At 65.3% G+C, this 24,694-nt stretch carries 26 protein-coding genes; 12 read left to right on the top strand and 14 right to left on the bottom strand.

Annotated features, from left to right (window positions below; genetic code table 11):
* Positions 1-5: 5 nt before the first annotated feature.
* From UNPA324_RS25710 to UNPA324_RS25690, 5 genes are all read right to left on the bottom strand, one after another.
* Positions 6-713 carry an ABC transporter ATP-binding protein gene (locus UNPA324_RS25710; RefSeq protein ID WP_141936600.1) on the bottom strand — a complete coding sequence of 236 codons (708 nt, stop codon included), beginning with the start codon at positions 711-713 and terminating at the stop codon, positions 6-8.
* A 29-nt stretch (positions 714-742) separates the two neighbouring features.
* The gene (locus UNPA324_RS25705) at positions 743-1,876 is read right to left on the bottom strand and encodes an OpgC family protein (RefSeq protein WP_246667219.1); all 1,134 of its coding nucleotides are present in this window, start codon (positions 1,874-1,876) and stop codon (positions 743-745) included.
* Positions 1,877-1,960: 84 nt separating this feature from the next.
* Positions 1,961-2,635, bottom strand: a complete 675-nt coding sequence (locus UNPA324_RS25700) for a methyltransferase family protein (protein ID WP_181769517.1) — start codon at positions 2,633-2,635, stop codon at positions 1,961-1,963.
* The gene (locus UNPA324_RS25695) at positions 2,635-2,889 is read right to left on the bottom strand and encodes a DUF2933 domain-containing protein (RefSeq protein ID WP_128920298.1); all 255 of its coding nucleotides are present in this window, start codon (positions 2,887-2,889) and stop codon (positions 2,635-2,637) included. The genes UNPA324_RS25700 and UNPA324_RS25695 overlap by 1 nt, the downstream gene beginning before the upstream one ends.
* An 81-nt stretch (positions 2,890-2,970) precedes the next feature.
* Entirely contained in the window at positions 2,971-3,195 is a 225-nt protein-coding gene (locus tag UNPA324_RS25690; RefSeq protein WP_141936595.1) for a hypothetical protein, read from the bottom strand.
* On the opposite strand from UNPA324_RS25690, the gene UNPA324_RS25685 reads away from it, so the two are divergent.
* Together UNPA324_RS25685 and UNPA324_RS25680 are read left to right on the top strand one after the other, a co-directional pair.
* Positions 3,188-3,433, top strand: coding sequence for a hypothetical protein (locus tag UNPA324_RS25685; RefSeq protein WP_128920296.1), 246 nt, complete (start codon positions 3,188-3,190; stop codon positions 3,431-3,433). The two genes, UNPA324_RS25690 and UNPA324_RS25685, sit on opposite strands and share 8 nt — an antisense overlap.
* 166 nt (positions 3,434-3,599) lie before the next feature.
* A complete protein-coding gene (locus UNPA324_RS25680) occupies positions 3,600-4,751 on the top strand; it encodes an acyl-CoA dehydrogenase family protein (protein WP_141936593.1) in 1,152 nt (383 codons plus the stop codon).
* A 249-nt stretch (positions 4,752-5,000) separates the two neighbouring features.
* On the opposite strand, the gene UNPA324_RS25675 is transcribed toward UNPA324_RS25680, so the two are convergent.
* Positions 5,001-7,199: a putative bifunctional diguanylate cyclase/phosphodiesterase gene (locus UNPA324_RS25675; RefSeq protein ID WP_181769516.1), complete on the bottom strand. Its 2,199-nt coding sequence runs from the start codon at positions 7,197-7,199 to the stop codon at positions 5,001-5,003.
* Between the two features lie 411 nt (positions 7,200-7,610).
* Here UNPA324_RS25675 and mepA point away from each other — a divergent pair, with 411 nt between their 5' ends.
* From mepA to modC, 5 genes are all read left to right on the top strand, one after another.
* Complete coding sequence (gene mepA / locus UNPA324_RS25670) at positions 7,611-8,555, top strand: penicillin-insensitive murein endopeptidase (protein WP_141936587.1); 945 nt, start codon at positions 7,611-7,613, stop codon at positions 8,553-8,555.
* A 247-nt stretch (positions 8,556-8,802) separates the two neighbouring features.
* Positions 8,803-9,306 (top strand): hypothetical protein, encoded by a 504-nt coding sequence (locus UNPA324_RS25665; RefSeq protein WP_164936374.1) that lies wholly within the window; start codon positions 8,803-8,805, stop codon positions 9,304-9,306.
* 193 nt (positions 9,307-9,499) lie between these two features.
* The gene (gene modA, locus UNPA324_RS25660) at positions 9,500-10,285 is read left to right on the top strand and encodes a molybdate ABC transporter substrate-binding protein (protein ID WP_141936584.1); all 786 of its coding nucleotides are present in this window, start codon (positions 9,500-9,502) and stop codon (positions 10,283-10,285) included.
* Positions 10,286-10,298: 13 nt separating this feature from the next.
* A complete protein-coding gene (modB, locus tag UNPA324_RS25655) occupies positions 10,299-10,994 on the top strand; it encodes a molybdate ABC transporter permease subunit (protein WP_128920290.1) in 696 nt (231 codons plus the stop codon).
* A 2-nt stretch (positions 10,995-10,996) separates the two neighbouring features.
* Positions 10,997-11,659, top strand: coding sequence for a molybdenum ABC transporter ATP-binding protein (gene modC / locus UNPA324_RS25650; RefSeq protein WP_128920289.1), 663 nt, complete (start codon positions 10,997-10,999; stop codon positions 11,657-11,659).
* Between the two features lie 185 nt (positions 11,660-11,844).
* Here the strand turns inward: modC and UNPA324_RS25645 are convergent, their stop codons facing one another.
* On the bottom strand, positions 11,845-13,638 hold the full coding sequence (locus tag UNPA324_RS25645; protein WP_128920288.1) for a potassium/proton antiporter: 1,794 nt from the start codon (positions 13,636-13,638) through the stop codon (positions 11,845-11,847).
* 424 nt (positions 13,639-14,062) lie between these two features.
* On the opposite strand from UNPA324_RS25645, the gene UNPA324_RS25640 reads away from it, so the two are divergent.
* Together UNPA324_RS25640 and map are read left to right on the top strand one after the other, a co-directional pair.
* Positions 14,063-15,379 (top strand): mechanosensitive ion channel family protein, encoded by a 1,317-nt coding sequence (locus UNPA324_RS25640; RefSeq protein WP_164936373.1) that lies wholly within the window; start codon positions 14,063-14,065, stop codon positions 15,377-15,379.
* A gap of 185 nt (positions 15,380-15,564) precedes the next feature.
* Positions 15,565-16,383: a type I methionyl aminopeptidase gene (gene map, locus UNPA324_RS25635; RefSeq protein ID WP_141936580.1), complete on the top strand. Its 819-nt coding sequence runs from the start codon at positions 15,565-15,567 to the stop codon at positions 16,381-16,383.
* A 14-nt stretch (positions 16,384-16,397) separates the two neighbouring features.
* On the opposite strand, the gene UNPA324_RS25630 is transcribed toward map, so the two are convergent.
* Positions 16,398-16,994, bottom strand: coding sequence for a bifunctional transcriptional activator/DNA repair enzyme AdaA (locus UNPA324_RS25630; protein WP_128920285.1), 597 nt, complete (start codon positions 16,992-16,994; stop codon positions 16,398-16,400).
* A 127-nt stretch (positions 16,995-17,121) separates the two neighbouring features.
* Here UNPA324_RS25630 and UNPA324_RS25625 point away from each other — a divergent pair, with 127 nt between their 5' ends.
* Positions 17,122-18,081 (top strand): DMT family transporter, encoded by a 960-nt coding sequence (locus tag UNPA324_RS25625; RefSeq protein WP_141936577.1) that lies wholly within the window; start codon positions 17,122-17,124, stop codon positions 18,079-18,081.
* A gap of 39 nt (positions 18,082-18,120) precedes the next feature.
* Complete coding sequence (radC, locus tag UNPA324_RS25620) at positions 18,121-18,834, top strand: RadC family protein (protein WP_128920283.1); 714 nt, start codon at positions 18,121-18,123, stop codon at positions 18,832-18,834.
* Positions 18,835-18,907: 73 nt separating this feature from the next.
* On the opposite strand, the gene UNPA324_RS25615 is transcribed toward radC, so the two are convergent.
* Positions 18,908-19,216: a hypothetical protein gene (locus UNPA324_RS25615; RefSeq protein WP_245472006.1), complete on the bottom strand. Its 309-nt coding sequence runs from the start codon at positions 19,214-19,216 to the stop codon at positions 18,908-18,910.
* A 123-nt stretch (positions 19,217-19,339) separates the two neighbouring features.
* Positions 19,340-19,714, bottom strand: coding sequence for a hypothetical protein (locus UNPA324_RS25610; RefSeq protein ID WP_128920282.1), 375 nt, complete (start codon positions 19,712-19,714; stop codon positions 19,340-19,342).
* A gap of 252 nt (positions 19,715-19,966) precedes the next feature.
* Between UNPA324_RS25610 and UNPA324_RS25605 the strand changes: the two genes are divergently transcribed.
* On the top strand, positions 19,967-21,361 hold the full coding sequence (locus UNPA324_RS25605; protein ID WP_128920281.1) for a peptidoglycan-binding protein: 1,395 nt from the start codon (positions 19,967-19,969) through the stop codon (positions 21,359-21,361).
* An 18-nt stretch (positions 21,362-21,379) separates the two neighbouring features.
* On the opposite strand, the gene UNPA324_RS25600 is transcribed toward UNPA324_RS25605, so the two are convergent.
* Genes UNPA324_RS25600 through UNPA324_RS25585 form a run of 4 tightly spaced genes read right to left on the bottom strand, consistent with a single transcriptional unit; the run spans position 21,380 to position 24,691 of the window.
* On the bottom strand, positions 21,380-22,072 hold the full coding sequence (locus UNPA324_RS25600) for an AprI/Inh family metalloprotease inhibitor (protein ID WP_141936574.1): 693 nt from the start codon (positions 22,070-22,072) through the stop codon (positions 21,380-21,382).
* On the bottom strand, positions 22,072-23,061 hold the full coding sequence (locus tag UNPA324_RS25595; protein ID WP_128920279.1) for a 2-hydroxyacid dehydrogenase: 990 nt from the start codon (positions 23,059-23,061) through the stop codon (positions 22,072-22,074). The genes UNPA324_RS25600 and UNPA324_RS25595 overlap by 1 nt, the downstream gene beginning before the upstream one ends.
* Positions 23,061-23,879, bottom strand: a complete 819-nt coding sequence (locus UNPA324_RS25590) for an ABC transporter permease (protein WP_141936572.1) — start codon at positions 23,877-23,879, stop codon at positions 23,061-23,063. The genes UNPA324_RS25595 and UNPA324_RS25590 overlap by 1 nt, the downstream gene beginning before the upstream one ends.
* Complete coding sequence (locus tag UNPA324_RS25585; RefSeq protein ID WP_141936569.1) at positions 23,876-24,691, bottom strand: ABC transporter ATP-binding protein; 816 nt, start codon at positions 24,689-24,691, stop codon at positions 23,876-23,878. The genes UNPA324_RS25590 and UNPA324_RS25585 overlap by 4 nt, the downstream gene beginning before the upstream one ends.
* Positions 24,692-24,694: the final 3 nt, after the last annotated feature.

Raw genomic sequence — 24,694 nt, 5'->3', positions numbered from 1 at the left:
GGCCGTCACCAGGTGAGCTCGGCGGCTTGCCGCCGTGTCTCGTTGGTCTGAATCCGGGAGATCCGACCGTCGGCGAAGAACAGCACCCGGTCGGCGACCTCCTGAATGCTGGCGTTGTGGGTAATGATGATCGTGGTGGTGCCGAGTTGCCGGTTCACCCCGAGCAGCGCTTCGATGACGCGAATGCCGGTCTTGGAGTCCAGCGCCCCGGTCGGCTCGTCGCACAGCAGCACCGCCGGCCGCTTCGCGATGGCGCGGGCGATGGCGACGCGCTGCTGCTCGCCACCTGAGAGCTGCGCGGGAAAGTGGTGCATCCGCTCTTCCAGCCCGACCAGGGCGAGGGCCTCGTCGGGCCGCATCGGGTCATGAGCGACTTCGGTCACCAGCGCGACGTTCTCATACGCGGTGAGGCTCGGCACCAGATTATAGAACTGGAAAACGAAGCCGATATGGTCGCGGCGATATTTCGTCAGTTCACGATCTTCCAGATCCGTCAGGTCGAGGTCGCGGAATAACAGCCTGCCGCTGGTCGGCCGGTCGAGACCGCCCATGATGTTGAGCAACGTCGTTTTGCCGCTGCCGGAGGGGCCGAGCAGCACGACCACTTCCTTCTCGGCGATCTCGAGATCGACCTTGTTGAGGGCATGCACCATCACCTCGCCGGAGCCGTAGGTCTTGGTCAGGGCTTTGGCAGTGAAGACAGGCTGGCTCATCGAATTTGCCTGCGCATTCGTGGTCAGAATTACAATGGCCGAAGGTTAGGATGCACGCCGCGATCGATTACGGCGAGCAACATCGCCATCGCGCTCATCAGGCCGAGGCCCGCGAGAGTGATCACCGTCTGCGATGCCAGTCCGTTCCAGCCCAGGCTGAGCACCGCATGAGCCGCGGAGGACAGCAAGACACCGATGCAATAGATCGCAAGCGAGTATTCGCCGCATCTGATCAGCGGAAGCAGTGCTCTGGTCTTCAAGATGGCGGCATTGCTTGGCAGAAGGCGCCAACAGAGCAGTGCGAGCGCAGCAAAGTGCAACAGCCGCAAGATGTCGAGATTGGTCTTATCGACCGGGTAGATCAGCCGCGACAGCCATCCCGGCACGTAATCTTCAATGGCGTGGATCTGCCAGCCCAAGGTGATCACGAACGAGAACAGGACGAAGCTCGCCGCCAGAACGGCAAGAGCGCGGGAGTTGATAACGGCAAGTTGCCAATCGCCGCGGTCCGCGCCCCACCCGATGCCGATGACGAACAGCAACTGCCAGTTCAGCGGATTGAAATAGAGTTGCCCCCTCGGATAGGCCGGGATGTACCAGTCAAACAGATGGGCGAGAACATAGAGCGCAACGGATCCGGTCAGCGCCAGCGGCCAGGCGCCTATCGCGAGCGGCAGGATCAGGATGAGCGCGAAGTGCAGGATGACCATCAACAACAGAGGGTCCAGGTTGACCGGAGAATAGCGCAACATGGCGACCTGAAGCAGTGTTTCTCCGGGGTGTTGCAGCAGGATGGCCAGGTTGGCGTGATCGAACATGTCGGGCTGCCATGTCGCGATGTAGGACACTTCCGCCAGCAACACGACGACGGTCAGGATTTGCGCGACATAGATCTCGCACGATCGCCTCAGCATGCGTAAGCTCGCAACCCCAAAGCCGGAGCGGCGAAACAGGTCGCCGTAGACGATACCGGACGCCAGGCCCGACAAGAACACGAGAATCTCTGCCGCGTCGCTGAAGCCGAAATTCTTGGGCGTGAACCTGTTCAAATAGCTTTCCGGGATGTGATTGATGAAGATCCACCATAGGGAAAGGCCCCGGAACAGGTCGATCCGGAGATCGCGCTTCATCAAAGCGGGCGGTATGATCGCAATCGGTTTCACTCTTGCGCGCTTCCTCTCCTGATGGGTGCGCCTCCCTGCATTGGCAAAGTGCTTCACTGGCTCCGGTGAGCTGATCGCCCAGGATCAGCCGTGACGATAGGTGCCGGCCGAGCCCTGCCGGAGGATTCGGCTCAGGCGCGGTATGAAACCGGGGACATCAGCAGCGTACTTCGCATAGGCTCCGCCGAATTCCACCCTGGCATCCCGCTCCTCGTCCCTGGCGAGCTTCACGTACATGACGGTCAAGACCGGAAACATCGCCAGCGTGAGGATGGTGGGCCATTGCAACAGGAAGCCGAGCATCACCAAGACGAAGCCGACATATTGCGGATGCCGGACGTAGCTGTAAGGCCCGGTGGTCGCGAGGCTGCGGGTCTGCTGCGCGTCGTACAGCACCCTCCAGGCCGCGGAGATCAGGATGAACCCGGCCCCGATGAAGATGAAGCTCAGAATGTGGAACGGACCCGCGTGCGGATTGGTCTTCCAGCCGAACATCATCTCGAGCAGGTGGCCGGCGTCGTGCGAGAACCAATCGATGTTCGGGTAGCGCGACTGCAGCCAGCCGGACAGGAAGTAGATGGTCAGCGGAAAGCCGTACATCTCGACGAACAGCGCCACCAGGAACGCGCTGAACGCGCCGAACGAGCGCCAGTCGCGCGAGGTCTGCGGCTTGAAGAAAGTATAGGCGAACAGGATGAACACCGCCGAATTGACGATGACGAGGCTCCAGAGACCGTAGGCGGGCGCAGCGTCGTGCATCACACGCTCCTTTGGTCGTTCGGCCGGCCGCCGCCGTGATGGTGACCGTGCCCTCCGTGCATGAAGACGTGCATGAGCGGACAGGCGAGCAGCGGCAGCCAGATCAGGAGCCCGAGAACGTGAGCCCGATGTTCGGTGAACAGGAGCGCGCCGGCGATAGCCAGGAATCCCAAGAGAACGAGGCCAGCCTTGGTCTTGACGGACATGCCGCCCTGTGAGCCCTCGCGATACCCGGGATGGTCTTGCACGGTCATGGCACCCTCCTGCGGCCATTGGGAGCCTAGCGGCGCGGTCGTCATCAGAGTTGATTCACGTCAAGGTCGCGCCAGGCCTCCTCACTTGCCTTGCATCGGCATGGCGCCCATCCGCTCCTGCATCATCGGCATCATGCCCATGTGCGGCGCGAGCACTTCGTCGGCGGTCTTTTTCTGCTCGTCGGAGAGAGGGCCGACGAGGCCAAGGGCTCGGAGCCGGCGTCGTCCTTGAGCTTTATCAACATGACCCCTGCCGCCGGACGTTATTTTGAAACATCCGCAACCCGGAGAACCGAACATGATCACCAAGAAGCTCCTCGTCGCCGTCGGCGTCGTATCCCTGCTTGCCGTTCCCGCGATGGCTCAAACCACCGACAAGGAAAAGAACGGCCATCACTACAGCGGCGGCCCGAAGACCGAGGTCCCGCACCATATGGGCAAGAAGGAAACGATCGGCAGTTCTTCGACCTCTGGTTCGGGCGGTCACCACTACACGGGAGGGCCAGGCACCTCGACGCCGCACCACATGGGCGACAAGAAGTAAGCCGGACCTAGCCGGTCTGCGACCCCCGCAAGGTCGGTTCGCCGCTGTCATTCCGGGGCGCTCACAAGGCGCGACTCGGAATGACCACGCATTGCTTGATCCCGTCCGCCAAATGGACCACCATCGCGCCTCTACCGCTCACGGCAGAAGGAGCGAGACAACGCGGATGCAGGAGCTTCCCGGAGTTGGTCTGGTCGAACGCGCCCGCGCCGTCGCGCCGCTGATCGCGCGCGAGGCGGACGAGATCGAGCGGTCGCGGCGGCTGACGCCGTCCGTCGTCGCAGTTCTGATCGAGAACGGGCTCTATCGCGCGCTGCTGCCGCAGAGTCTCGGCGGCGCGGAAGCCCCGATCGAGACCTTCATGCAGATGCTGGAGGAGATCGCGAAGGCGGATGCATCCACGGCCTGGTGTCTCGGCCAGTGCAGCGTCTGCGCGATGATCGCGGCCTGGCTCGATCCCGACACCGCGCAGGAGATCTTCAACGTAGCCCCCGGCATCCTCGCCTGGGGCGCGATCGCGCATGAGGCGCGCAGCGTCGAGGGCGGCTATCGCGTCACGGCGCGGTGGGATTTTGCCTCGGGCTCGCGGCAGGCGAGCTGGCTCGGAGCGCATGTGCGGATCGTCGAGGCTGACGGCACGCCGCGGAAGAACGCCGATGGCTCGCCGGAGGTGCGCACCATCCTCTTTCCCGTCGCGAGCGCGACGTTGCACGACGTGTGGCAGGCGATTGGCCTCGCGGGCACCGGCACGGATTCCTACGAGGTGGCGGACCTCTTCATCCCCGAGCGCTTCACGGCCTTTCGCGATGTGCCGGCTGCGCTGCGCGAGCCGGGTCCACTCTACAGGATCGGCACCGGCGCGACCTTCAGCCTGGGCTTTGCCGCGGTCTCGCTCGGCGTCGCACGCGCCACGCTGGATGCCGCCATCACCTTAGCGCGCGCAAAGCACCCCTCGCTGGCAGGCAGCGCCATGCGCGACAATCAGGCCGTACAGGGTCTGATCGGCCGCACCGAAGGCGATCTGCGCGCTGCCGGCGCCTATCTCTACGCCACCGCACATACGATGTGGCGCGACCTCTGCGCCACCGGCGAATTCAGCGCGGCACATCGCAGCGCGGTGCGCTTGGCGGCGACCTGGACCATCCATCAGTCGGCCAAGGTGGTCGACGCCGCCTATCACATGGCCGGCGCGACAGCAGTGTTCCGCAGCCAGCCGTTCGAGCGCCGCTTTCGCGACATGCATGCGATCGCGCAGCAGATCCAGGCGCGGGACACGCACTATGAGGATGTCGGGAAGGCGATCTTGGCGGGGGGCTGATGGCAGCCGCTCAGCGCGCGCCTCGTCCTTCGAGACGACCGCTTTCAGCGGTCTCCTCAGGATGAGGCTAAGGAGCATTGGTGCTCGTTGAGACTAGTGCCGCGCACTCGGCCCTCATCCTGAGGGCCCGCCAACGGCGGGCGTCTCGAAGGACGGCCACAGTCGAGAGCGTTTCCATATGCGAGGGCCCTGGCTGCTTGCGGGAGAGGTTCGCCGAGAGAGCGGTGCATCCCTTAAGTCAGCATCCACTCACGCCACCAGCGCGGCGTCATTGCCGTCGATGCCGCGCTGTGCGGCGAGCAGGCTGACGATCTCGATATTAGGCCGGGCCTTGCTGAACAGAAAGCCCTGGCCTTCGTCGCAGCCCTCGGCACGCAGGCAGCTCAGCTCGGCTTCGGTCTCGACGCCTTCGGCCGTGATGGTGACGCCGAGGCCCTTGCCGAGGCTGACGATGGAGCGGATGATCGCCTGCGCTTCGCGGTTGGCACCGAGATCGCGGACGAAGGACTGATCGATCTTGATCTTGTCGAAGGGGAAGCTGCGCAAATAGCTGAGGCTGGAATAGCCGGTGCCGAAATCGTCCATCGAGATGCGCACGCCGAGCGCGCGCAGGGCATGCAACGTCGCCAGCACCTGCGCGCTCTTTTCCAAGAGCAGCGTCTCGGTGATCTCGAGTTCGAGCCGCCGCGGCGGCAAGTCGGAATGCTTCAGCGCGTCCGTCACCATCGAGAGCAGATTGCCGCTGCGGAACTGGAGCGGCGACAGATTGACGGCGACGCGGACGTCGTCCGGCCAGGTCGCAGCATCCAGGCACGCCCGGCGCAGCATCAGCCCGCCGAGCGGATTGATCAGTCCGGTGTCCTCGGCAACCGGAATGAACTCGGCCGGCGAGACCATGCCGCGCTCGGCATGGGGCCAGCGCACCAGCGCCTCGAAGCCGGTGATGCGGCCGCTCTGGAGGTCGATCAGCGGCTGATAATACGGACGCAGCACGTCGTTCTGGATCGCGTCGCGCAGCTCGACCTCGATCTTGCGGCGGCTCTGCGCTTTCGCATCCAGCGCCGCCTCGAAGAAGGCGAAGCTGCCGCGCGCATCCTGCTTGGCGCGCGACAGCGCCATGTCGGCGCTCTTGAGCAGCTGTTCGGACTCATCGCCATCGCCCGGCGCCATCGCGATGCCGATCGAGGCGCCGATCACCACGGAATGACCGTCGAGCAGATAGGGATCGGCGATGGCCTCGAGCAGGCGTTTGGCTAGGCCCACCGCGTCCTCGGGCCGCGTCAACCCGCTCTGCACGATCGCGAATTCGTCGGAATTGAGCCGAGCCAGCGCGTCTTCCTCGCGAAGTGTCGAGCGCAGCCGCTTGGCGACGCCGCGCAGAAGCTTGTCGCCGACCGCGTGGCCGAGCGTGTCGTTGACCGCCTTGAAATTGTCCAGCCCCAGCATCAAGAGCGTGACCTTCTCGGCGCTGCGCCGCGTGTGCAGCAGCATCTCGTCCATCTGCTGGCGCAACAGGGTGCGGTTGGGCAGGCCGGTCAGGGCGTCGTGCTGGGCCATGAAGGCGAGCCGCGCCTCGGCGCGCTTGCGTTCGGTGATGTCCATCAGCGCAAGCAGCACCGCGGGCCGCTCGGCATAGGTCAGTTCGCGGAAATAGATCGCAAGGTCGATCAGCGCGCCGTCGGCCTTGACGTGCTTCCAGGTGCGGCCGGCCTTTTCCTCGCTCGAACGGTCGGCGGTCCAGGGCGGCTCGCTGTCGAAGGCCTGCAGGGAGCGGATCTTCAGTCGCTCGAACTCGGCGCGGCTGTAACCGTAATGGGCGACCGCGGCATCGTTGACGCCGAGGATGCACTCGTCGTCCAGCGCGCAGACGATCATGGGGACGGGATTGCCGTCGAACAGCAGGCGGAACGAGGCCTCGCGCTGCTTCAGCTCGGTGATGTCGACGCGCAGGCCGACCACGCCGCCGTCATCGGTCAAGCGCTCGTCGATCAGAATGACGCGGCCGTCCGACAGCTTCTGCTCGTGGCGCGCGCCGGGCTGATAGAGTTTTTGCAGCCGCTCGGCGATCCACTCGTCCTCGTGCCCGGCAGCCTCGGGATAGTCGCCGCGGGCGACACCGATGCGCAGCGTGTCTTCGAGACGTGCGCCTTCTTCGAACAGATCGGCGGTCTTGCTGTAGATCTCGGCGTATTTCTTGTTCCAGAGGACGTAGCGGCCTTCGGCATCGAGAAACACGATGCCCTGCGGCAGGATGTCGACGGCCTGGCGCAGGCGCTCATGGGATTTGCGCGCGTCCGCGATCGCAGCTTCCGCCTCGGCGCGACTGCGCAAGACCTCGTCGCGTTCGGAAAGCGCTCGCGGCGTGCGCGCGAAGCGCGGCTTGCGCGGCGATTGGCCGGCCCGCGCAAGCCGCGCTCTGTTTCGCTTTGTTGCTTTTCGAGACTTCAAACCCAACTTCACTCGTCCCAATCGCGCCCCGCGGCGCAAGTCTTGAGGCAAGTGTCTGAAAGAAAAGTAATCTTGCCCGGCCGCGGTCCGCGCGAGGCGGGCCTTGCTGCCTGTTTGCGCGGCGCGGCTGCGGCGGCAGGCGCCGTCCAACTGGGTCCCGCGCCGCAATCGATGATCGACTTGCCGCAAAATTGCGCGCACGCTTGAATCAGTTCCGAAATCGCGCGCGATTGCATGCGACCCGCGGATTTTCCTCACTCCGCGCACGAATTTTGGTCAATGCAGGATACGGTTATTGCCCCCTTAAGAAACGCCGTTTGAGACACGATTTGGCGAGCAGCGGTGAGCCGGTGGCCGGGCCCAAGCCCCATTCTTAACCCTGATGCAGCATTGGGCTATAAGGACGTCTGCATGAGTCGCCGCTGCATCATCCTCCTCCTGCTTGTCATGACGCTCCTGTCCGCCGGCGGCGCGCTGGCCCAGGACAAGGGCAGCGTGAATCCGAAGCCGCTGCCGCCGCTCGCCAATCCGAACGACCCTGGTGTGGCCGCCAAAGAGCTGTTCGCGCGCAAGCTGCTGCCGTCGAAGGGGCCGGCTCATGTCGTCGGCTCCTACACCAAGGGCTGCATCGGCGGCGCGGAGCAGATGCCGCTCAACGGCGATCATTGGCAGGTGATGCGGCTGTCGCGCAATCGCAGCTATGGCCACGCCGACATGATCGCGCTGATCAAGCGGCTCGCGGCCAAAGCGCACAAGGACGCGGGATGGCCGGGCATCCTGGTCGGCGACATCGCCCAGCCGCGCGGCGGCCCGGCGCTATCGGGCCATGCCAGCCACCAGATCGGTCTCGATGCCGACATCTGGCTGACGCCGATGCCGGACCGCCGCCTCTCGCGCGAGGAGCGCGAAGACATGTCGGCGGTGATGATGGTGCGCCAGGACCGGCTCGACATCGACCCCCGTGTGTTCACGCCTGGTCATGTGCTGGTGCTGCGCGATGCGGCGCGGGAGCCGGCGGTGCAGCGCATCTTCGTCAACGCCGCGATCAAGAAGGCGCTGTGCCGCGAGGCCAAGGGCGATCGCTCCTGGCTGTCGAAGATCAGGCCGTGGTGGGGCCACGACTACCACTTCCACATCCGTATGCGCTGCCCGGCGGGTGCCGGCGAGTGCGAGGGCCAGCCGTCGCAGGCCGAGGACGAAGGCTGCAAGCCCGCCGATCTCGCCTATTGGTTCTCCGATGCGGTGCTGCACCCCAAGCCGCCGCCGGAGCCGCCGAAGCCGAAACCGCCGATGACGCTGGCGCAGATGCCGGCGGCGTGCAAGGCGGTGCTGCACGCGGCGGACGCGAAGCCGTAGCGTAACCTGGCGCCACACTCACCGCTGTCGTCCCGGACAAGCGTGAGCGCAGATCCGGGACGACAGCGGTGCTTGAGGCGCGCTTGTCGGGATGACGAACTCGTTGGTTGGTACACAACACCCAAATGCGCTAAGATTGTACTGCCGCCGTGCCGTAAGCCCGCGGCATCCTCGGGATGCGCATCCCTGACCAAAAAGCCTGACCGCATGCCTCGCATCGCTCGCGTGGCCAACGATGGAATCCCAGATGCGCGTCCTCGCCTTCCTCGCTATGCTCTCGTTCAGCGCGACCTCTGCTCTCGCCGCCGGCGAACCTAGCGGTTGCGACAAGTTCAAATGGCCGATCGAGCGGGAGCGCGCGGCGCTCTCCGCGCCGGACCGGGCGCAGCTCGCATCGGGCAGCGAGCAGGCGGTCTTGCCGTCCTCGGCCATCACGCTGGGGCTGGTTACCCCAGGCGAGGCAAGACTGCCCGCGCCGCCGGAGCGCGCGCCAAAGGGCGGCACCTTTGCCGGCTTCACCAGCGTCAAATCCGCCAAGGCAGGGCTATACACGATCAGCCTGTCCATCGGCGCCTGGATCGACGTGGTCCAGGATGGGCATGTCCTCAAGCCGGTGGCCTTCAGCGGTGCGACCGATTGCAGCGGCATCCGCAAGACCGTGAAATACGAGCTGTCGTCGCAGCCTTTCGTCCTGCAGGTCAGCGGTGCCAAGGAGAATTCAATCGCAATCGCGATCCTCCCCGTTCAATAACGCTGTTCGCCAGATAAACGGCCACCCTTTGACCTGAGGCCGCAGCCCCTGCTATCTTCGCCATGGCGATATCCCTGCCGGCCGTAAGCCGCCGGGTCCCGTGGAGCAGCGCTTCCACCCGTCGCAACCTACCCCACCAACGCCAGTCCTGCGCGTGCATCCTGCGTGCGCGGATTCGCACGGAGCGCTCCCTATGATACGCATTGCAGGACTTTTCACCGCCTTCGTGATCCTCGCGGGCGCGAGCCTTTCGCCGGCCGCCGCCGAGGACAAGACCATCACCGTGTTCGCCGCGGCGTCGATGAAGAACGCGCTCGACGAGGTCGACGCAGACTACACCGCCAAGACCGGCGTCAAGTTCTCGGTCAGCTATGCCGCGAGCTCGGTGCTCGCCCGGCAGATCGAGCAGGGCGCGCCGGCCGATGTGTTCGTCTCGGCCGACACCGACTGGATGGACTACGCGATCGTCAGGAAGACCATCAACGAGGCTTCCAGGGTCAATCTGCTCGGCAACAGCATCGTTCTGATCGCGCCGAAGGATTCTGAGATCAACAACGTCGCGATTACCCAGGGCTTCGACCTCGGAAAGCTCGCCGGCGACGGCAGGATCGCGACCGGCGACGTCAAGTCCGTGCCGGTCGGAAAATATGCCAAGGCGGCGCTCGAGAAGCTCGGAGCCTGGCAGGCTGCCGAGGCGAAATTCGCCATGGCCGAGAGCGTTCGCGCGGCGCTGACACTGGTGGCGCGCGGCGAGGCCAATCTCGGCATCGTCTATTCCACCGACGCCAAGGTCGAGCCCGGTGTCAAGATCGTCGGCACCTTCCCGGCGGACTCGCACCCCGCGATCATCTATCCGGCTGCCGCGACCACGACCGCGAAGGCCGGGACCAGCGACTATCTCGCCTTCCTGCGCTCCTCGGCCGCCAAGACCATCTTTGAGAAATACGGCTTCAAGTTTCTGGTCAGCCCGACAATCTGATATTCAGCACTTGATGTTCGAGATCTCTCCCGCCGAATGGACTGCGATCCTGCTCTCGCTCAGGGTCGCCGTCGTCGCCACACTGGTCGCAACGCCGTTCGGCATTGCGCTGGCGTGGCTGCTGGCGCGGCGCGATTTCTGGGGCAAGGCGGTGCTCGACGCCCTCGTGCATCTGCCGCTGGTGCTGCCGCCTGTCGTCACCGGCTATCTGCTGCTCCTCAGCTTTGGCCGGCGCGGCCTCGTCGGCGGCTTTCTCGCCGATCATCTCGGCATCGTGTTCTCGTTCCGCTGGACCGGCGCGGCGCTCGCCTGCGGGGTGATGGCGTTTCCGCTCTTGGTGCGCCCGATGCGGCTGTCGATCGAGGCGATCGATCGGCGGCTGGAGCAGGCGGCCGAGACGCTCGGCGCCGCCCCCTGGAAAGTGTTCTTCACGGTGACGTTGCCGCTGGCGCTGCCCGGCGTGCTCGCCGGCATGGTGCTCGGCTTTGCCAAGGCGATCGGCGAGTTCGGTGCGACCATCACCTTCGTCTCCAACATTCCCGGCGAGACCCAGACGATTTCGTCCGCGATCTACTCGCTGATCCAGACGCCGGATGGCGATGCCGCGGCCGGCCGGCTCGTGATCGTCTCGATCGTGCTGGCGCTGGGCGCGCTGATCGCGGCCGAATGGTTCGCCCGCCGCGCCACCGCGCGACTGCACGGGAATTGACCATGCTGCGCGTCGACATCGAAAAGAAGCTCGGCGAATTCTCGCTTCACGCGTCCTTCACCAGCGAAGGCCGCGTCATCGGCCTGTTCGGTGCGTCGGGCGCGGGCAAGACGTCGCTCGTCAACATGATCGCCGGTTTGCTGCGGCCCGACCGCGGCACCATCGTGATCGACGGCGAGACCGTCGACGACACCGCGGCCGGCATTCACGTGCCCACTTATCGTCGCCGCATCGGTTACGTGTTTCAGGACGCGCGGCTGTTCCCGCATCTCAACGTTGCGCAGAATCTCGACTATGGACGGCAGATGAACCGACTTGCGCCCGATCCGGCGCAGCACAAGCGCGTCATCGACCTGCTCGATATCGGCATGCTGCTCGATCGTCGTCCCGGAAAGCTCTCCGGCGGCGAGCGTCAGCGCGTCGCGCTCGGACGCGCGCTGCTCTCCCGGCCGCGCCTTCTGCTGCTCGACGAGCCGCTCGGCGCGCTCGACGAGGGCCGCAAGCTCGAGATCCTGCCCTATCTGGTGCGACTGCGCGACGAGGCCAACGTGCCGATGGTCTATGTCAGCCACGACGCCGCCGAGCTGCGCCAGCTCGCCACGCAAATCGTGATGCTGAAACAGGGCCGCGTGACGAGCTTTGGTGGGGTGAAGGTGCTGACGTAGCGGAAACGTGCAGCGCGGCCAGGCTCGCTCCCCTCACCACCCCTGTCATGCCCCGGCTTGACCGGGGCATCCAGTACGCCGCGGCCCATCGATTCCACCATAAATGTCACGGAGTACTGGATCGCCCGGTCAAGCCGGGCGATGACAGAGAGGTTATTGCGCGGGCTGCAAGGCGATGCTGAGCACTAAACCCCCGCCACCGACGTCCACACATCCGCGAGCTTCTTCCGCAGCGCCTGCGCGCGGGTCAGCGGCGCGGGCGTCTCGTCTTCTTCCGGCAGGCGCAGGCCGACGACGTTGACGCGGCCGCCGGAGATGCTGCGTGCGACCAGCACGATCTCGTCCAGTGCGAGCTCGGCCCCCTCCTTCGGCGCGCGGTCAAGATGGACGTCGAAATAATCGGCGAGGGTCAGCTTGCCCTCGTCCTCGCCGATCTTGACGCCGTAGATCTCGGCGAGCTCGGCGAGCGTGTGTTCGCCGGAGACCATGAAGTCGCCGAGCAGATGCGGATCCGGCGCCGAGCTCGGCTGCATGTCGACGAAGAAACGGTCGAGCGATTCGGCCTTTTCCGGCGGTGCCAGCAGATAAATGTAGTCGCCGGGCGCGACCGGATCGGCTTCGCTCGGCGTCAGGATGTTCTCGTTGCGGATCACCAGCGTCGGCTTGGACCAGGACGGGATCAGGCCGCGGCGGAAATACAGGCTCTTGGGCCGCACCGGATAGCCGACCAGCTGCTGCTCGAGCTGGCCGGGCAGATCCAGCTCGACGCGCCGCGGGCCGCGCTCGGCGCGCGGCAGCGCCACGTGAAGCTTGCGCGCGGCAGGCGCCAGGGTCCAACCCTGCAGCAGCAGCGAGATGATGACGACGACGAAGGCGACGTCGAAATAGAGATAGGCCTTGGACAGGCCGACCAGCATCGGGATCGAAGCCAGGAAGATTGCGACCGCACCGCGCAGGCCGGTCCAGGCGATGAAGATCTTTTCGCGCCAGTTGAAGCGGAACGGCGTAAGGCACACGAAGACCGCAATGGGACGCGCGACCAGCATCAGCACGAACGCGACGGCGACCGCCGGCAGCACGCTGGCGCCCAGCCGGCTCGGCGAGACCAAAAGGCCGAGCAGCACGAACATCACGATCTGCGCCAGCCAGGTCGCGGCATCGAGGAAGGCCACGACCTGGTTATGCGCGCGCGTCGGGCGGTTGCCGATGATGATGCCGGCGAGATAGACCGCGAGGAAGCCGGAGGCGTGCATCATCTGCGAGCCGCCGAAGATCACCAGCGCGGCCGTGGTCACGAACGGCGCATGCAAGCCCTGCGGCAGCGCCACCTTGTTGAGCGCGATGACGACGAGGCGACCACCGATGACGCCGACGACAGCGCCCAGCGCCGCCTCCAGGACGAACTCCATCAGCACATGGCCGGGCGAGCTCGAGCCGACGGAGATGTACTCGACCAGCATCAAGGTGAGGAAGATCGCGAAGGGATCGTTGGTGCCGGATTCCGCCTCCAGCGTCGCGCCGACGCGCGGACGCAGGCGCAGGCCCTGGGTGTGCACCAGCAGGAAAACCGCGGCCGCATCGGTCGAGGCCACCACGGCGCCGACCAGCAGCGACTCCGTCCAGTTGAGATCGAGCGCGAATTTGGCGAACGGCGCCGTGATCAGCGCGGTCAGCAGCACGCCGGCGGTCGCGAGCACCACGGACGGCGCAAGCACGGTGCGGATGCTGGCAAAGCGTGTCCTGAGGCCGCCGTCGAACAGGATCAAGGCCAGCGCCACCGAGCCGACCAGATAGGTGGTGCGGACGTCGTCGAACTGGAGCTGGCCGGGACCGGAATCGCCGGCGAGCATGCCGACCGCAAGGAAGACGAGCAGCAAGGGCGCGCCGAAGCGGAGCGCAAGCAGGCTCGACAGGATGCCGGCCATGACGAGGACGGCGCCGAGCAATATGGCGAGGCTGACGGAGTCGAGAGAGGCCATGCGGTGCTGCGGGTTACTCCAAGTAATGAGCGAGTTCAGTCAGGGGGCCACCGGCCGGGCGCTCCCTCGCCCCGCTTGCGGGGAGAGGTGGGGTGAGGGGGAGTCTCCGCGAGGACGGTGACAGCGAGACTCGCGGAGAGTCCCCCTCACCCGAAATTCAAGCTGCGCTCGAATTTCGGCCTCTTCCCGCACGCGGGGAGAAGCGAAGCACGCCGCGACCAACGGATTTACCCAAACATGTATCCATGCATCTCTATCGTCGTCGCCTCCGCGCGCCAACCCATTTTCGCGCCTCGCGGCAATCTGCCCGTATTATACGGCCTTAACGTCCATCACATGCCGGTGTATCGATGGCCCGGCCGCGCCCTTTGTGGGATTCTGCGGCTTCCTCGAATCAATTCCTCCCCGCTTGCCGACGAGACCGATGGACATGGACCTCAAGGACTTCATGGAGTTCGTGCAGACCACCGCGCGCAGCGTCGGGGCGGAAATCTCCTCGCCCTGGTTCTACCTGCAATTCGGGCTCATTCTGGCCGCGGCCGGCATCGCCTATGCGGCGGAGGCCGGCATACGCAACCGGGTCGACATGACCGCGCTGACGATGCGGTGGCCGCTGCCGCTCCGGCACTTCGCCCGGGTGATGGTCGCCAGCGCCTCGACGGCGGTGTTCACCTTGCTCGTGATCATCTCGCGCCTCGTGATGTACCACGCGACCTGGCCGAGTCGCTCCTATCTGTTGATGGTCGCCGCCAAGCTCGGGCTGGCCTGGCTCGCGATCCGGCTCGTGACCTCGGTGCTGCGCAATGCCTTCATCGTTCGCCTGGTGTCGATCACGGCGTGGTTCGTTGCCGCGCTGTCCATCCTCGGACAGCTCGATGCGACCGTCGACCTGCTCGATTCCTTCGCGATCGTGCTCGGCGGCCTCAGGCTGACCCCGCTGCTGGCAATCAAGGCCGGTGCGCTCCTCCTCATCGCGCTCTGGGCCACCAACATCGCCAGCAATTTCGCCGAGAGCCGGATCAACGCGACCACCGATCTGACGCCGTCGGTGCAGGTGCTGCTGGTCAAGATCATCCGCATCGGGCTTCTGGCCGTCGCCATCGTCATCGCGCTCGGCGCGGTCGGCATCGACCTGTCGGCGCTCGCGGTGTTCTCCGGCGCGGTCGGCGTCGGCATCGGTATCGGCCTGCAGAAAATCGTCGCCAACTTCATCTCGGGCATCATCCTGCTCGCGGACAAGTCCGTGAAGCCCGGCGACCTCGTCACCATCGGCGACAACACGGGGCGCATCAGCGCGATGAAGACGCGCTATATTTCCGTCGCCGCCGGCGACGGCCGCGAGTTCCTGGTGCCGAACGAGGATCTGGTGACGCAGAAGGTCGTCAACTGGACCTATACCGACAAGAACACGCTGGTGAAGATCGCCTTTGGCACCAATTACGACGCCGATCCGAGACTGGTCTGCAAGCTCGCGGCCGAGACCGCGGAAGCCCATCCGCGCGCGCAAAAAGGCAAGCCGCCGACCTGCATCCTGACCGAGTTCGCCGAAGCCGGAATGAAGTTCTCGCTGACCTTCTGGATCGCCGATCCCGACGGCATGGACAAGGTCAAGAGCGACGTGATGCTGGCGCTGTGGGACGCCTTCAAGCGGGAAGGCATCCGGGTTCCCTACCCCGTCCGCGAAATTCGCATCCGCGGCGGCGCGCTGCCGGTGGAAACCACCGTAGAAGTCCCGAATTAGGCCGCTTTCGGGCACAAGGCGGTAAGATTCTTGTTTTGACGCGTTTTCTTCACGCGAACCGGTAGCCACTTCGCTCGAAAACGCTCTGCCTTGGCTTGCATGAAGGCCGGCAATCGTTAAATTAGGGCCTGAAATCAAGCCTTTCCGCCGATAACCGCGATCAGCCCCGAAAAGACTGCACAAGCATGAGCTACGTCGAAGCCACCGATACCTCGCTGCGCAAGACCGGACAGATCAAGCTGCATGGCCCGGCCGCCTTTGCCGGCATGCGCAAGGCGGGCGCGCTGGTGGCGAAGTGCCTGGACGAGCTCACCGACATCGTCGGGCCCGGCGTGCCGACCGAGCGCATCGACCAGTTCGTCCGCGACTTCGCCTTCAGCCATGGCGCCTATCCGGCGACGCTGATGTATCGCGGCTATCGCTATTCGACCTGCACCTCGCTCAACCACGTGGTCTGCCACGGCATGCCCGGCGACCGTCCGCTGAAGGAGGGCGACATCGTCAATATCGACGTCACCTTCATCGTCGACGGCTGGTACGGCGATTCCAGCCGGATGTATGCGATCGGCCCGATTGCCCGCAAGGCGGAGCGGCTGATCGAGGTGACGTATGAAGCGATGATGCGCGGCATCGCCGCGGTGAAGCCCGGCGCCACCACCGGCGACATCGGTCACGCCATCCAGAGTTTCGTCGAGCCGCAGGGCATGAGCGTGGTGCGCGATTTCTGCGGCCATGGCTTGGGCCGCATGTTCCACGACGAGCCGAACATCATCCATATCGGCCGCCCGGGCGAAGGCGTGCAGCTCAAGGCCGGCATGTTCTTCACCATCGAGCCGATGATCAATCTCGGCAAGCCGCATGTGAAGATCCTCTCCGACGGCTGGACCGCCGTCACGCGCGACCGCTCGCTGTCGGCGCAGTTCGAGCACTCGGTCGGCGTCACCGCCACCGGCGTCGAGATCTTCACGCTGTCGGAGCGGCACGGCGAGAAGCAGATCGGGTGAGCCCGACGCGACTTCTATCGCCGGCGGCGGAATGAGGATGGCGCCCTCTTGTAGGTCGCAGCAAAGGCGTCGTTGAAGCGGCGCACGCTGCCGAAGCCGGCCGCAAACGCGATCTCCGCCAACGTCATATCGGTCTTGTCGATCAGACGCTTGGCTTCCTGCACGCGCCGGGTTGCCGCGATCTCGCTCGGGCTCGCGCCGGCATGGCGCATGAACAGGCGCAGCAGATGACGCGGCCCGACGCCAAGGGCTTCCGCAAGCTCGGCCATCGACGCCCGGTCCAGAAAGCCGTCATGGATCAGGCGCATGCCGCGCGCGACGGTGGTGGCCGTTCCCATCCAGGCGGGCGAGCCCGGCGCCGTTTCAGGGCGGCAACGCAAGCACGGGCGAAAGCCGGCCCGCTCGGCGGCAGCCGCGGTCGCATAGAAGGTGACGTTCTCCGAGCGCGCCGGGCGAACCGGACAGACCGGCCGGCAATAGATGCGCGTCGAGCGAACCCCGGAAAAGAACAGGCCGTCGAAAGCGCGGGCGCGCGCCAGACGTGCCCGATCGCAGGTCTCCCAGTCGAGATGCGGTGGCAGCATTTGCCGCTCGGCTGAATTCTTCGCCATCGCCAAATCATAGTTTCGATGCAGCGCACCGAGTAGCTGAAATCGGACATCATCGGGCGATGAGGTCCGAATTCAGCCAGCCCGTACCGCAGCTCTGGATCATGGTGCCGATCCAGGAGCCAATCGCATGAGCACACAGGCACAACACACGAGGTCGGGGCAGACCAGTCTCGCCATCGAGATCGGGCTCCTGCTGCTGCTCTCGCTGATCTGGGGCAGCTCGTTCACGCTCATCAAGCTCGCTGTCGCAACAATCCCGCCGTTCACGATGGTCGCCGCTCGCGTGAGCATCGCCGCGACGCTTCTGATCCTGATTGCGAGCGCGCAGGGCCACGCCCTTCCGCGCGAGCAATCGGTCTGGGCCGCCTTCTTTGTGCAGGGGCTGCTGCAAAGCGCGCTGCCCTTTACCCTGATCAGCTGGGGTGAGATGCATATCGCGAGCGGGCTTGCCGGCGCGCTCAATGCGACCCCGCCGATGTTCGTGCTGGCGATCGCTGTCATGACCGGGCGCGGACGGCAGGCGATCAGTGGGCGGAAGGTCGTCGGCGTTGCTCTCGGCTTTGCGGGCGTGGCCCTGACCATGGGCACCGATACGCTCTCCGGGATCGGCACGGCGGCGCCACTGGCCCAGATGGCGGTGCTAGGCGCGAGCTTCTGCTACGCGCTTGCACCGATTTGGGGGCAGCGGTTTTCGGGCCTGCCCGCGATCGTCACGGCAGCAGGGGCGATGAGCTGCGCCGCGGTGCTGATGCTCCCGACCGCCGCGGCTCTCGAACAGCCGTGGAGGCTGGCACAGCCGCCCGTGCAAGCGATCGCAGCGGTGATCGCGCTCGGAATGATCTGCACAGCCTTGGCGATGGTGATCTATTTCCGGCTGATCCGCACGCTCGGCCCGCTTGGCACGACCAGCGGGAGCTATCTGCGCGCAGGCTTCGCCGTGGCGCTCGGCACCGCCATTCTCGGCGAGCATTTGACCTGGTCCAGCCTTGCCGGAATGGCGCTCATTCTCGCCGGGGTGGTGGCGGTCACGGTGCCCGCGCTCGCACCGACCACCAGGACGCCAGTCGGCGCGTCGCCCCGCAATTGACGGTTGCAAAAGCGCTAGCCCCCGGCGATGCTGGCCCTGATGCCCGCCAAGCCGGATCACGACAAGAGCAAGCCTGACGACGCGCCGCACTACCACGGCCATCGCGAACGGCTGCGCGAGCGCTTCTACAATGCCGGCGCGGATGCGCTCAGCGACTACGAGCTGTTGGAGATGGCGCTGTTTCCGGCGCTGCCGCGGCGCGACACCAAGCCGCTGGCGAAGGCGCTGATCAAGACCTTCGGCTCGTTCGCCGAGGTCGTGCATGCGCCGGTGGCGCGGCTGCGCGAGGTCGACGGCATCGGCGAATCCGCGATCAACCAGCTCAAGCTGATCGCCGCCGCCGCGAGCCGCGTGACCAGGGGCGAGGTCAACAGCCGCAATGCGCTGTCGTCCTGGAACGAGGTAATCGACTATTGCCGCTCCAGCATGGCGTTCGCCGACAAGGAGCAATTCCGCCTGCTGTTCCTGGACAAGCGCAACCAGCTGATTGCCGACGAGGTACAGCAGACCGGCACCGTCGACCACACCCCGGTCTATCCGCGCGAGGTGATCAAGCGCGCGCTGGAATTATCGGCGACCGCGCTGATCTTGGTGCACAATCATCCAAGTGGTGACCCGACCCCGTCGCAGGCCGACATCCAGATGACCAAGGCGATCATCGACATCGCAAAGCCGCTCGGGATTGCCGTGCATGACCACATCATCGTCGGTCGAAGCGGGCACGCGAGTTTGCGCGGGATGCGGTTGATCTAAGACGAAAACGTGCCCACGGCATGCGGTGCGGCGAACCAGCCGTGCGGGTGCGTCAGGCCACGTAGCGCCGACCTCACTTGTCGACGGCAAATGCGAGCACGATGTGTTCGGGTGTCTGCTTGAAATCCTTGGCGATGGTGTCGCGAACGAGACCTGCGAGCTGGTTCAAGGGCTTGTCGTCATAGAGGCGCGGGAACTGGACCGTGACCGACACCAGCCGCCCATTGTGCCAATTGAAACCGACCTCCGGCTTGACGCCGATCGATTGCTCGAGGTCGGCGGCCACGGCCTTCGACTGCTTGAAACCTTCCGTCACCGTGCTGACGGCATCGCAGCCCGCGAGCGCGGTTGCGCAAAGGAGCAGCAGCATAAATCTGGACATGAAGATTCCCCACCGGTGACGGTCCCGCGAGCATGATCGGCGACAAAGCCCGGGGTCGTCAACGGGCGGTTGCATTGACGATGCTCACCGACATCAGAGCATCAGGGCGAGCGTTGAGGCGGTTCACGGCTCGACCCAGCGCTGCACGGCTTCGGCGGTATCGGCGGGCGTGGTGTTGAAGCAGATCGCGGCATCCGGCGCGAGGCGGTGAACGAGGTTGATCACCTTCTCGAACAGCACGAGACGCTCCTTCGGCTCGCGCAGGCCGGCGCCGATCACGATGCAGTCGAAGCGCTCGTCGCGCAGTGCCGCCGTGACACCGGCTTCCGCGGTGGCGTCGAGATCGATCAGGCAGCTCGTGACCTCGAAGCCGAGATCGCGCAGGCGCAGCAGCTGCGCCTCGATGTAGTCGCGCACGAGCTCCGGCGTGAGCTGCGGAAATGCGCTGTAGTCGGCATTGCCGGGTTCGATGCCGATGGCGAGGACGCGCTTGGCCATGCAGGACTCCTTGCCGGACCGTCTCGCTTCGCTAACGGACGGAGGACGGTGCCGGTTCCGCCATAGGCGGTCGGGCCCCGCATTGCCGTTCCTGCCGCCGATTTCCTATCCGGGCTGTAAGCCATTTCACATGCAACCGACCGGCGACCTGCCAGATTTGCGGGAGTTCACGCTGGCGTCACGCCCCGATCAGCCACCCCGTCTAGCTGGCTGGCGGAGATTCGATCGTTCATTCATTTGCGGGAGCGAAAAATGATTTCATTCGAGAGTTTGAAAGCGGAATATGAGCGGAATTGGGCCGGTCTCGAGATCCGGCCCGGGCGCCTTGCTGAGGCGAATGCGGTTGCCCGCAAGGCCCTCAATGGCAAGGCGACCTATCAGCAGATCGAGCGGTTGACGGGCGTGCCCTGGCATTTCACCGCGCTCTGCCACTACCGCGAGGCCAATTTCGATTTCGACACCTATCTCGGCAACGGCGAGTCGCTGCATCGCGTGACCACCATCGTTCCGAAGGGGCGCGGCCCGTTTGCCACCTTCGTGGACGGCGCCGTGGACGCGTTCAGGATCGAGAACTTCATCGGCGCCCGAGATTGGGGCATCGAGCGGATGCTGTTCAGGCTCGAGGCGTTCAACGGCTTCGGCTATCAGGCCAAGGGCGTCAAATCGCCCTATCTCTACGGCGGCTCGACATTATACGGCCCGCCCGAGGCACGCGGCGGAAAATTCGTCCGCGACCACGTGTTCGACTCCAACCAGGTCGATTCTCAGCTCGGCACGGCGGTGATCTTGCACGCGATGATGTCGCTGGATTCCTCGATCACACTCGACGGCGGCGCCCAATTCGCCGGCCACATCGAGCCCGAGGACGAAGCGGCCTCGACCATCGTTCTCATGCAGCAGGCGCTCAACAGGCTCGGCGCCAATCCGCCGCTCGCCGAGGACGGCATCAGCGGGCCGAAGACCAGAGCCGCCGTCTCGCAGTTTCAGCAACGGAACGGCCTGAGGGATACCGGGCTTCTCGATGCGGCCACGGTCGCCGCCATCACCCGCGCGACGCAGCAGCCGGGCCCCGCCGGGCAGACCGCCGATCTGTCCGACGTCCTGACGCGGCTGGAGGACCTCGCTCAAGTGCTGCGACCGTCAGCCGGCGGCACGACGCTGCCGGCGACGATACCGGGCAACACGTTGCCCGCCGTCTCCAACGATCCGATCAGCCTGTTCGAACGGCTTTTCTCTCTCGTCAACAAGGCGACGCCGATGCCAGGACCGGTCACCGCGACCAACGCCGCCCCCGTCGATCAGTTGAAGCAGGTCGTTGATCTGCTCAGCACGCTGCTGAGCAAGGACGGCAAGCCCATGCTCGGCCAGGTCAACGGCGCGCTCGGCGAAACCATCGGCAAGCTGCTCGATGGCAAGAAGACTGCGCTCGGCATCGGCGGCTCGCTAATCACCGCGCTGCTCTCGTCGGTGACGGCGAGCCCCAACGCGGGAGGCCTTGCCGGACTGCTCGGCACCATCGTGTCGGCGGTGCCGGGCCTCGGCCAGTTCGCGATGCCGATCTCGCTGGCGCTTGCGGCGTGGGGCGTGCTCGGCAAGCTGGAGAAATGGGCGCAAGGCACTGCACCACCACCGAAGCTGACGACTTGAGGCGCGATGAGATTGCGCCTACTGACGCAGCATGATCAGGGGATCGGCGGTGTCGGGGACGCGCCGCCATTGCGCGTTGTCGTCGGCCTCGAACTGCCAGACCGCGCCTGATTTCGACATCAGGACGATCTGGCCGCGCTCGAGCCGCCATTGCGTCGGGTTGAACTGCGCGATGGTCGGGTCGCATTTCGGCTTGAGGAAGACCTGGAAATTGTCGGGACTCGCCTCGGTGTTGGTCAGCGTCAGCCCGCACACCGGCTGGCCGTTGCCGCGCACCATCGCCCAGTCGCCGATCATCTGGTCCATCGACTTGGCCATCGAGCGGGCGGCGGCGAGATCTTGCAGGATGTAGACGCCCTCGCCCTGGCGCAGGCCTTCGAAGATGCCGGCTTCGACCTCGGTGAAGTCGATCACCGCTTCACCGGTCGCGTCCTGCATGCGTACGATGTCGAGCCCCCTGACGCTCCAGGCCACGATGTCCTTGGTGAACGGCAGCGCGGTCTTGCAGGCCGGCTCCAGCTCCAGCTTGTAGCCCTGCCCCGCCGCATCACCCTTCATCGTGACGACGCAGGTCTTGCTGCGCTCGGTGGTCGAGAGCTCCCACTGTCCTAGCATCGACTTCTTCAGGCTCGTCGCATCCTGCGCATGCGCAGGGCCGATCGCGGCCAACGAGGCCGCGACGGCGAATGCAACGCCCCGAAGAACGGCCATCAGCGCCCCCTGAACGGCGTTTCGGCCACCGGCGTCAGCGGCGCCTTGCCGGCGAACCAGGATTTGAGGTTGTCGACGACGAGCTGGTCCATCGCGTTGCGCGTCACCACCGAGGCCGAGCCGATATGCGGCAGCAGCACGACGTTCTGCATCGCCTTGAGCTCGTCCGGAACGTTCGGCTCGGCCGCGAACACGTCGAGGCCGGCGGCGAGGATGGTGCCCGATTTCAACGCCTGAACCAGCGCCGGTTCATCGACCACGGAGCCGCGCGCGACGTTGATCAGCACGCCGCGCGGGCCGAGGGCCTTGAAAACCTCGGCATTGATCATCTTGTTGGTGCTGGCGCCGCCGGGCACGATCACCATCAGCGTGTCCACCGCCTTCGCCATCTCGATCAGGTCGGGATAGTGCTTGTAGGAGACATCCTTGGACGGGTTGCGCGAGTGATAGACCACCGGCACCAGCGAGGCATCGAGCCGGCGCGCGATGGCCTGGCCAATCCGGCCCATGCCGACGATGCCGACCTTGCGGTCGCGCAGAGAGCCGACGCTGAGCGGATAGTTCTGCGTCTGCCAGAGCCCGGAGCGAACGTAGCGGTCGGCCTTGATGAATTCGCGCAGCGTGGAGATGAGCAGCCCCATCGCGACGTCGGCGACCTCCTCGGTCAGCACGTCGGGCGTGTTGGTGACGATGATGTTGTGCTCGGCCGCGTATTTGGCGTCGATGTGGTCATAGCCGACGCCGAAGCTCGCCACCATCTCGATCTTGGGCAGTTGCGACAGCGAATCCCTGTCGGCTCGGACGGTGTGATAGGTCACGGCGACGCCGCGAATCTTCTCGCGGATCGCCGGCGTCAGCCGCTCGAGATCGCCGCGCGTCTCGGCCTTGTGCACGACGAAATGATCGGAAAACCCGTTCTCGAGGATCGGCCGCACCGGCCCATAGATCAGAAGGTCGATCTTTTCGGACGAAATCGAACCGGCAGCCATCAGTTTTCCTTTCCAAGCGCGCTTTCATGCCAGCGCCGTAAAACGAGGTGCGAAACTAGCGCCAGCACCCCATAGATGACAATCCCGGCCAGCGACAACAAAAGCAGCGCTGCGAACATGCGGGGTATGTTCAATCGATAGCCGGACTCGGCGATCCGGTAGGCCAGCCCGGAGCCGGCGCCCGCCGTTCCCGCCGCGATCTCGGCGACGACCGCGCCGATCAGCGACAGGCCGCCTGCGATGCGCAAACCGCCGAGAATGTAGGGCAGTGCGGCGGGCAGCTTGAGAAAGCGCAGGGTCTGCGGCTTTGACGCACCATAGAGCTGGAACAGGCCGGCGAGGTTGCGATCGACCGAATTGAGCCCGAGCGTGGTGTTGGACAGCACCGGAAAAAAGGCGACGATGAAGGCACAGACCACGACCGCGGTCTGCTGTTCCAGGTAGATCAGCAAGAGGGGCGCAATCGCGATCACAGGGGTGACCTGGAGCACGATCGCATAGGGAAATAGCGAGTATTCCACCCATTTCGACTGGTTGAACAACAGCGCCAGCGCGATGCCGCCGATGCTGGCCGCGACAAAACCTTCGAGCGTGGTTGCAAGCGTGGTCTCGAGCGATTGCGACAGCACCGCCCAGTCCTTGATCAGCGTCAGGACGATGATCGAGGGGGCCGGCAGCACGTAAGGCGGGATCCCCTTGAGGCGGACCACCAGTTCCCAGGCGATGAGGCCAGCCGCGAACACGATGACGGGAAGCACCAGGCGCATCGCGCGTTGTGCAGCTCGTGGTTTTGCGGTGACGGGAACTTGCGCGTTCATAGCGTCAACTGCCCCGCATAGGACGGCGCCAGCGCGGCCGACACTTTCCGGCAATAATCCGAATAAGCCGCCGAGGTGCGAAACCCCTCGCCGCGCGGCTCGACCGTCTCGATGCGGATGTCGGCCTGGATACGGCCCGGCCGCCCCGTCATCACCACCACGCGCTGCGACAGATAGACGGATTCGAACACCGAATGCGTGACGAAGATGACGGTCTTGCCGAGAGCTCGCCACAGCGCGAGCAGATCGTTGTTGAGGCGGAAGCGCGTGATCTCGTCGAGCGCGGCGAACGGCTCGTCCATCAAAAGGATATCCGGATCGGTGACGAGCGCGCGCGCCAGCGACACCCGCATCTTCATGCCGCCGGAGAGCTCGCGCGGAAAGCTATCTGCGAAATCGGCGAGCCCGACGCTGGCCAAGGCGGCGTCGGCACGCGCGCGCCCCTCGGCCTTAGGCACGCCGCCGAGCTTGAGCGGCAGCCGCACGTTCTCACGGACGCTGGCCCAGGGCATCAGGGTCGGCTCCTGAAACACGAAACCGATGCCGTGACCCGGCTGCACCTCGCCCTCGTGGCGCGCCACCCGCACGATCCCGGAGGACGGCGCGCTGAGCTCCGCGATCAGCCGCAGCACCGTCGACTTGCCGCAACCGGACGGGCCCAGTAGCGAGATGAATTCGCCCTTGCGCACCGCGAGGTCGAACGGGCCGAGCGCCATGATTCCGTTGTCATAGGTCTTCGTCACGCCGCGCAGGCTGACGGCGAGATGCGTCAGGCCGGTCTCGACGGCGGAGGAGGTTCTGTCGGCTGACATCGA

This window comes from Bradyrhizobium sp. UNPA324, assembly GCF_006658635.1.
GTDB lineage: Bacteria > Pseudomonadota > Alphaproteobacteria > Rhizobiales > Xanthobacteraceae > Bradyrhizobium > Bradyrhizobium nanningense.
The sequence above is the reverse complement of the archived record's forward strand: the minus strand, read 5'-3'. Positions and strand labels throughout refer to the sequence as shown.

Excerpts from the sequence above, each read along its gene's own strand:
- modB (WP_128920290.1), top strand. The coding sequence starts at position 10,299 with ATGTTCGAGATCTCTCCCGCCGAATGGACTGCGATCCTGCTCTCGCTC.
- UNPA324_RS25630 (WP_128920285.1), bottom strand. The coding sequence starts at position 16,994 with ATGGCGAAGAATTCAGCCGAGCGGCAAATGCTGCCACCGCATCTCGAC.
- UNPA324_RS25680 (WP_141936593.1), top strand. The coding sequence starts at position 3,600 with ATGCAGGAGCTTCCCGGAGTTGGTCTGGTCGAACGCGCCCGCGCCGTC.
- UNPA324_RS25600 (WP_141936574.1), bottom strand. The coding sequence starts at position 22,072 with ATGGCCGTTCTTCGGGGCGTTGCATTCGCCGTCGCGGCCTCGTTGGCC.
- UNPA324_RS25605 (WP_128920281.1), top strand. The coding sequence starts at position 19,967 with ATGATTTCATTCGAGAGTTTGAAAGCGGAATATGAGCGGAATTGGGCC.
- UNPA324_RS25595 (WP_128920279.1), bottom strand. The coding sequence starts at position 23,061 with ATGGCTGCCGGTTCGATTTCGTCCGAAAAGATCGACCTTCTGATCTAT.
- UNPA324_RS25700 (WP_181769517.1), bottom strand. The coding sequence starts at position 2,635 with ATGCACGACGCTGCGCCCGCCTACGGTCTCTGGAGCCTCGTCATCGTC.
- radC (WP_128920283.1), top strand. The coding sequence starts at position 18,121 with ATGCCCGCCAAGCCGGATCACGACAAGAGCAAGCCTGACGACGCGCCG.
- UNPA324_RS25640 (WP_164936373.1), top strand. The coding sequence starts at position 14,063 with ATGGACATGGACCTCAAGGACTTCATGGAGTTCGTGCAGACCACCGCG.
- UNPA324_RS25610 (WP_128920282.1), bottom strand. The coding sequence starts at position 19,714 with ATGGCCAAGCGCGTCCTCGCCATCGGCATCGAACCCGGCAATGCCGAC.
- UNPA324_RS25710 (WP_141936600.1), bottom strand. The coding sequence starts at position 713 with ATGAGCCAGCCTGTCTTCACTGCCAAAGCCCTGACCAAGACCTACGGC.
- UNPA324_RS25665 (WP_164936374.1), top strand. The coding sequence starts at position 8,803 with ATGCGCGTCCTCGCCTTCCTCGCTATGCTCTCGTTCAGCGCGACCTCT.
- UNPA324_RS25625 (WP_141936577.1), top strand. The coding sequence starts at position 17,122 with ATGAGCACACAGGCACAACACACGAGGTCGGGGCAGACCAGTCTCGCC.
- UNPA324_RS25695 (WP_128920298.1), bottom strand. The coding sequence starts at position 2,889 with ATGACCGTGCAAGACCATCCCGGGTATCGCGAGGGCTCACAGGGCGGC.
- UNPA324_RS25585 (WP_141936569.1), bottom strand. The coding sequence starts at position 24,691 with ATGTCAGCCGACAGAACCTCCTCCGCCGTCGAGACCGGCCTGACGCAT.
- modA (WP_141936584.1), top strand. The coding sequence starts at position 9,500 with ATGATACGCATTGCAGGACTTTTCACCGCCTTCGTGATCCTCGCGGGC.
- UNPA324_RS25685 (WP_128920296.1), top strand. The coding sequence starts at position 3,188 with ATGATCACCAAGAAGCTCCTCGTCGCCGTCGGCGTCGTATCCCTGCTT.
- modC (WP_128920289.1), top strand. The coding sequence starts at position 10,997 with ATGCTGCGCGTCGACATCGAAAAGAAGCTCGGCGAATTCTCGCTTCAC.
- UNPA324_RS25645 (WP_128920288.1), bottom strand. The coding sequence starts at position 13,638 with ATGGCCTCTCTCGACTCCGTCAGCCTCGCCATATTGCTCGGCGCCGTC.
- UNPA324_RS25615 (WP_245472006.1), bottom strand. The coding sequence starts at position 19,216 with ATGTCCAGATTTATGCTGCTGCTCCTTTGCGCAACCGCGCTCGCGGGC.
- map (WP_141936580.1), top strand. The coding sequence starts at position 15,565 with ATGAGCTACGTCGAAGCCACCGATACCTCGCTGCGCAAGACCGGACAG.
- mepA (WP_141936587.1), top strand. The coding sequence starts at position 7,611 with ATGAGTCGCCGCTGCATCATCCTCCTCCTGCTTGTCATGACGCTCCTG.
- UNPA324_RS25590 (WP_141936572.1), bottom strand. The coding sequence starts at position 23,879 with ATGAACGCGCAAGTTCCCGTCACCGCAAAACCACGAGCTGCACAACGC.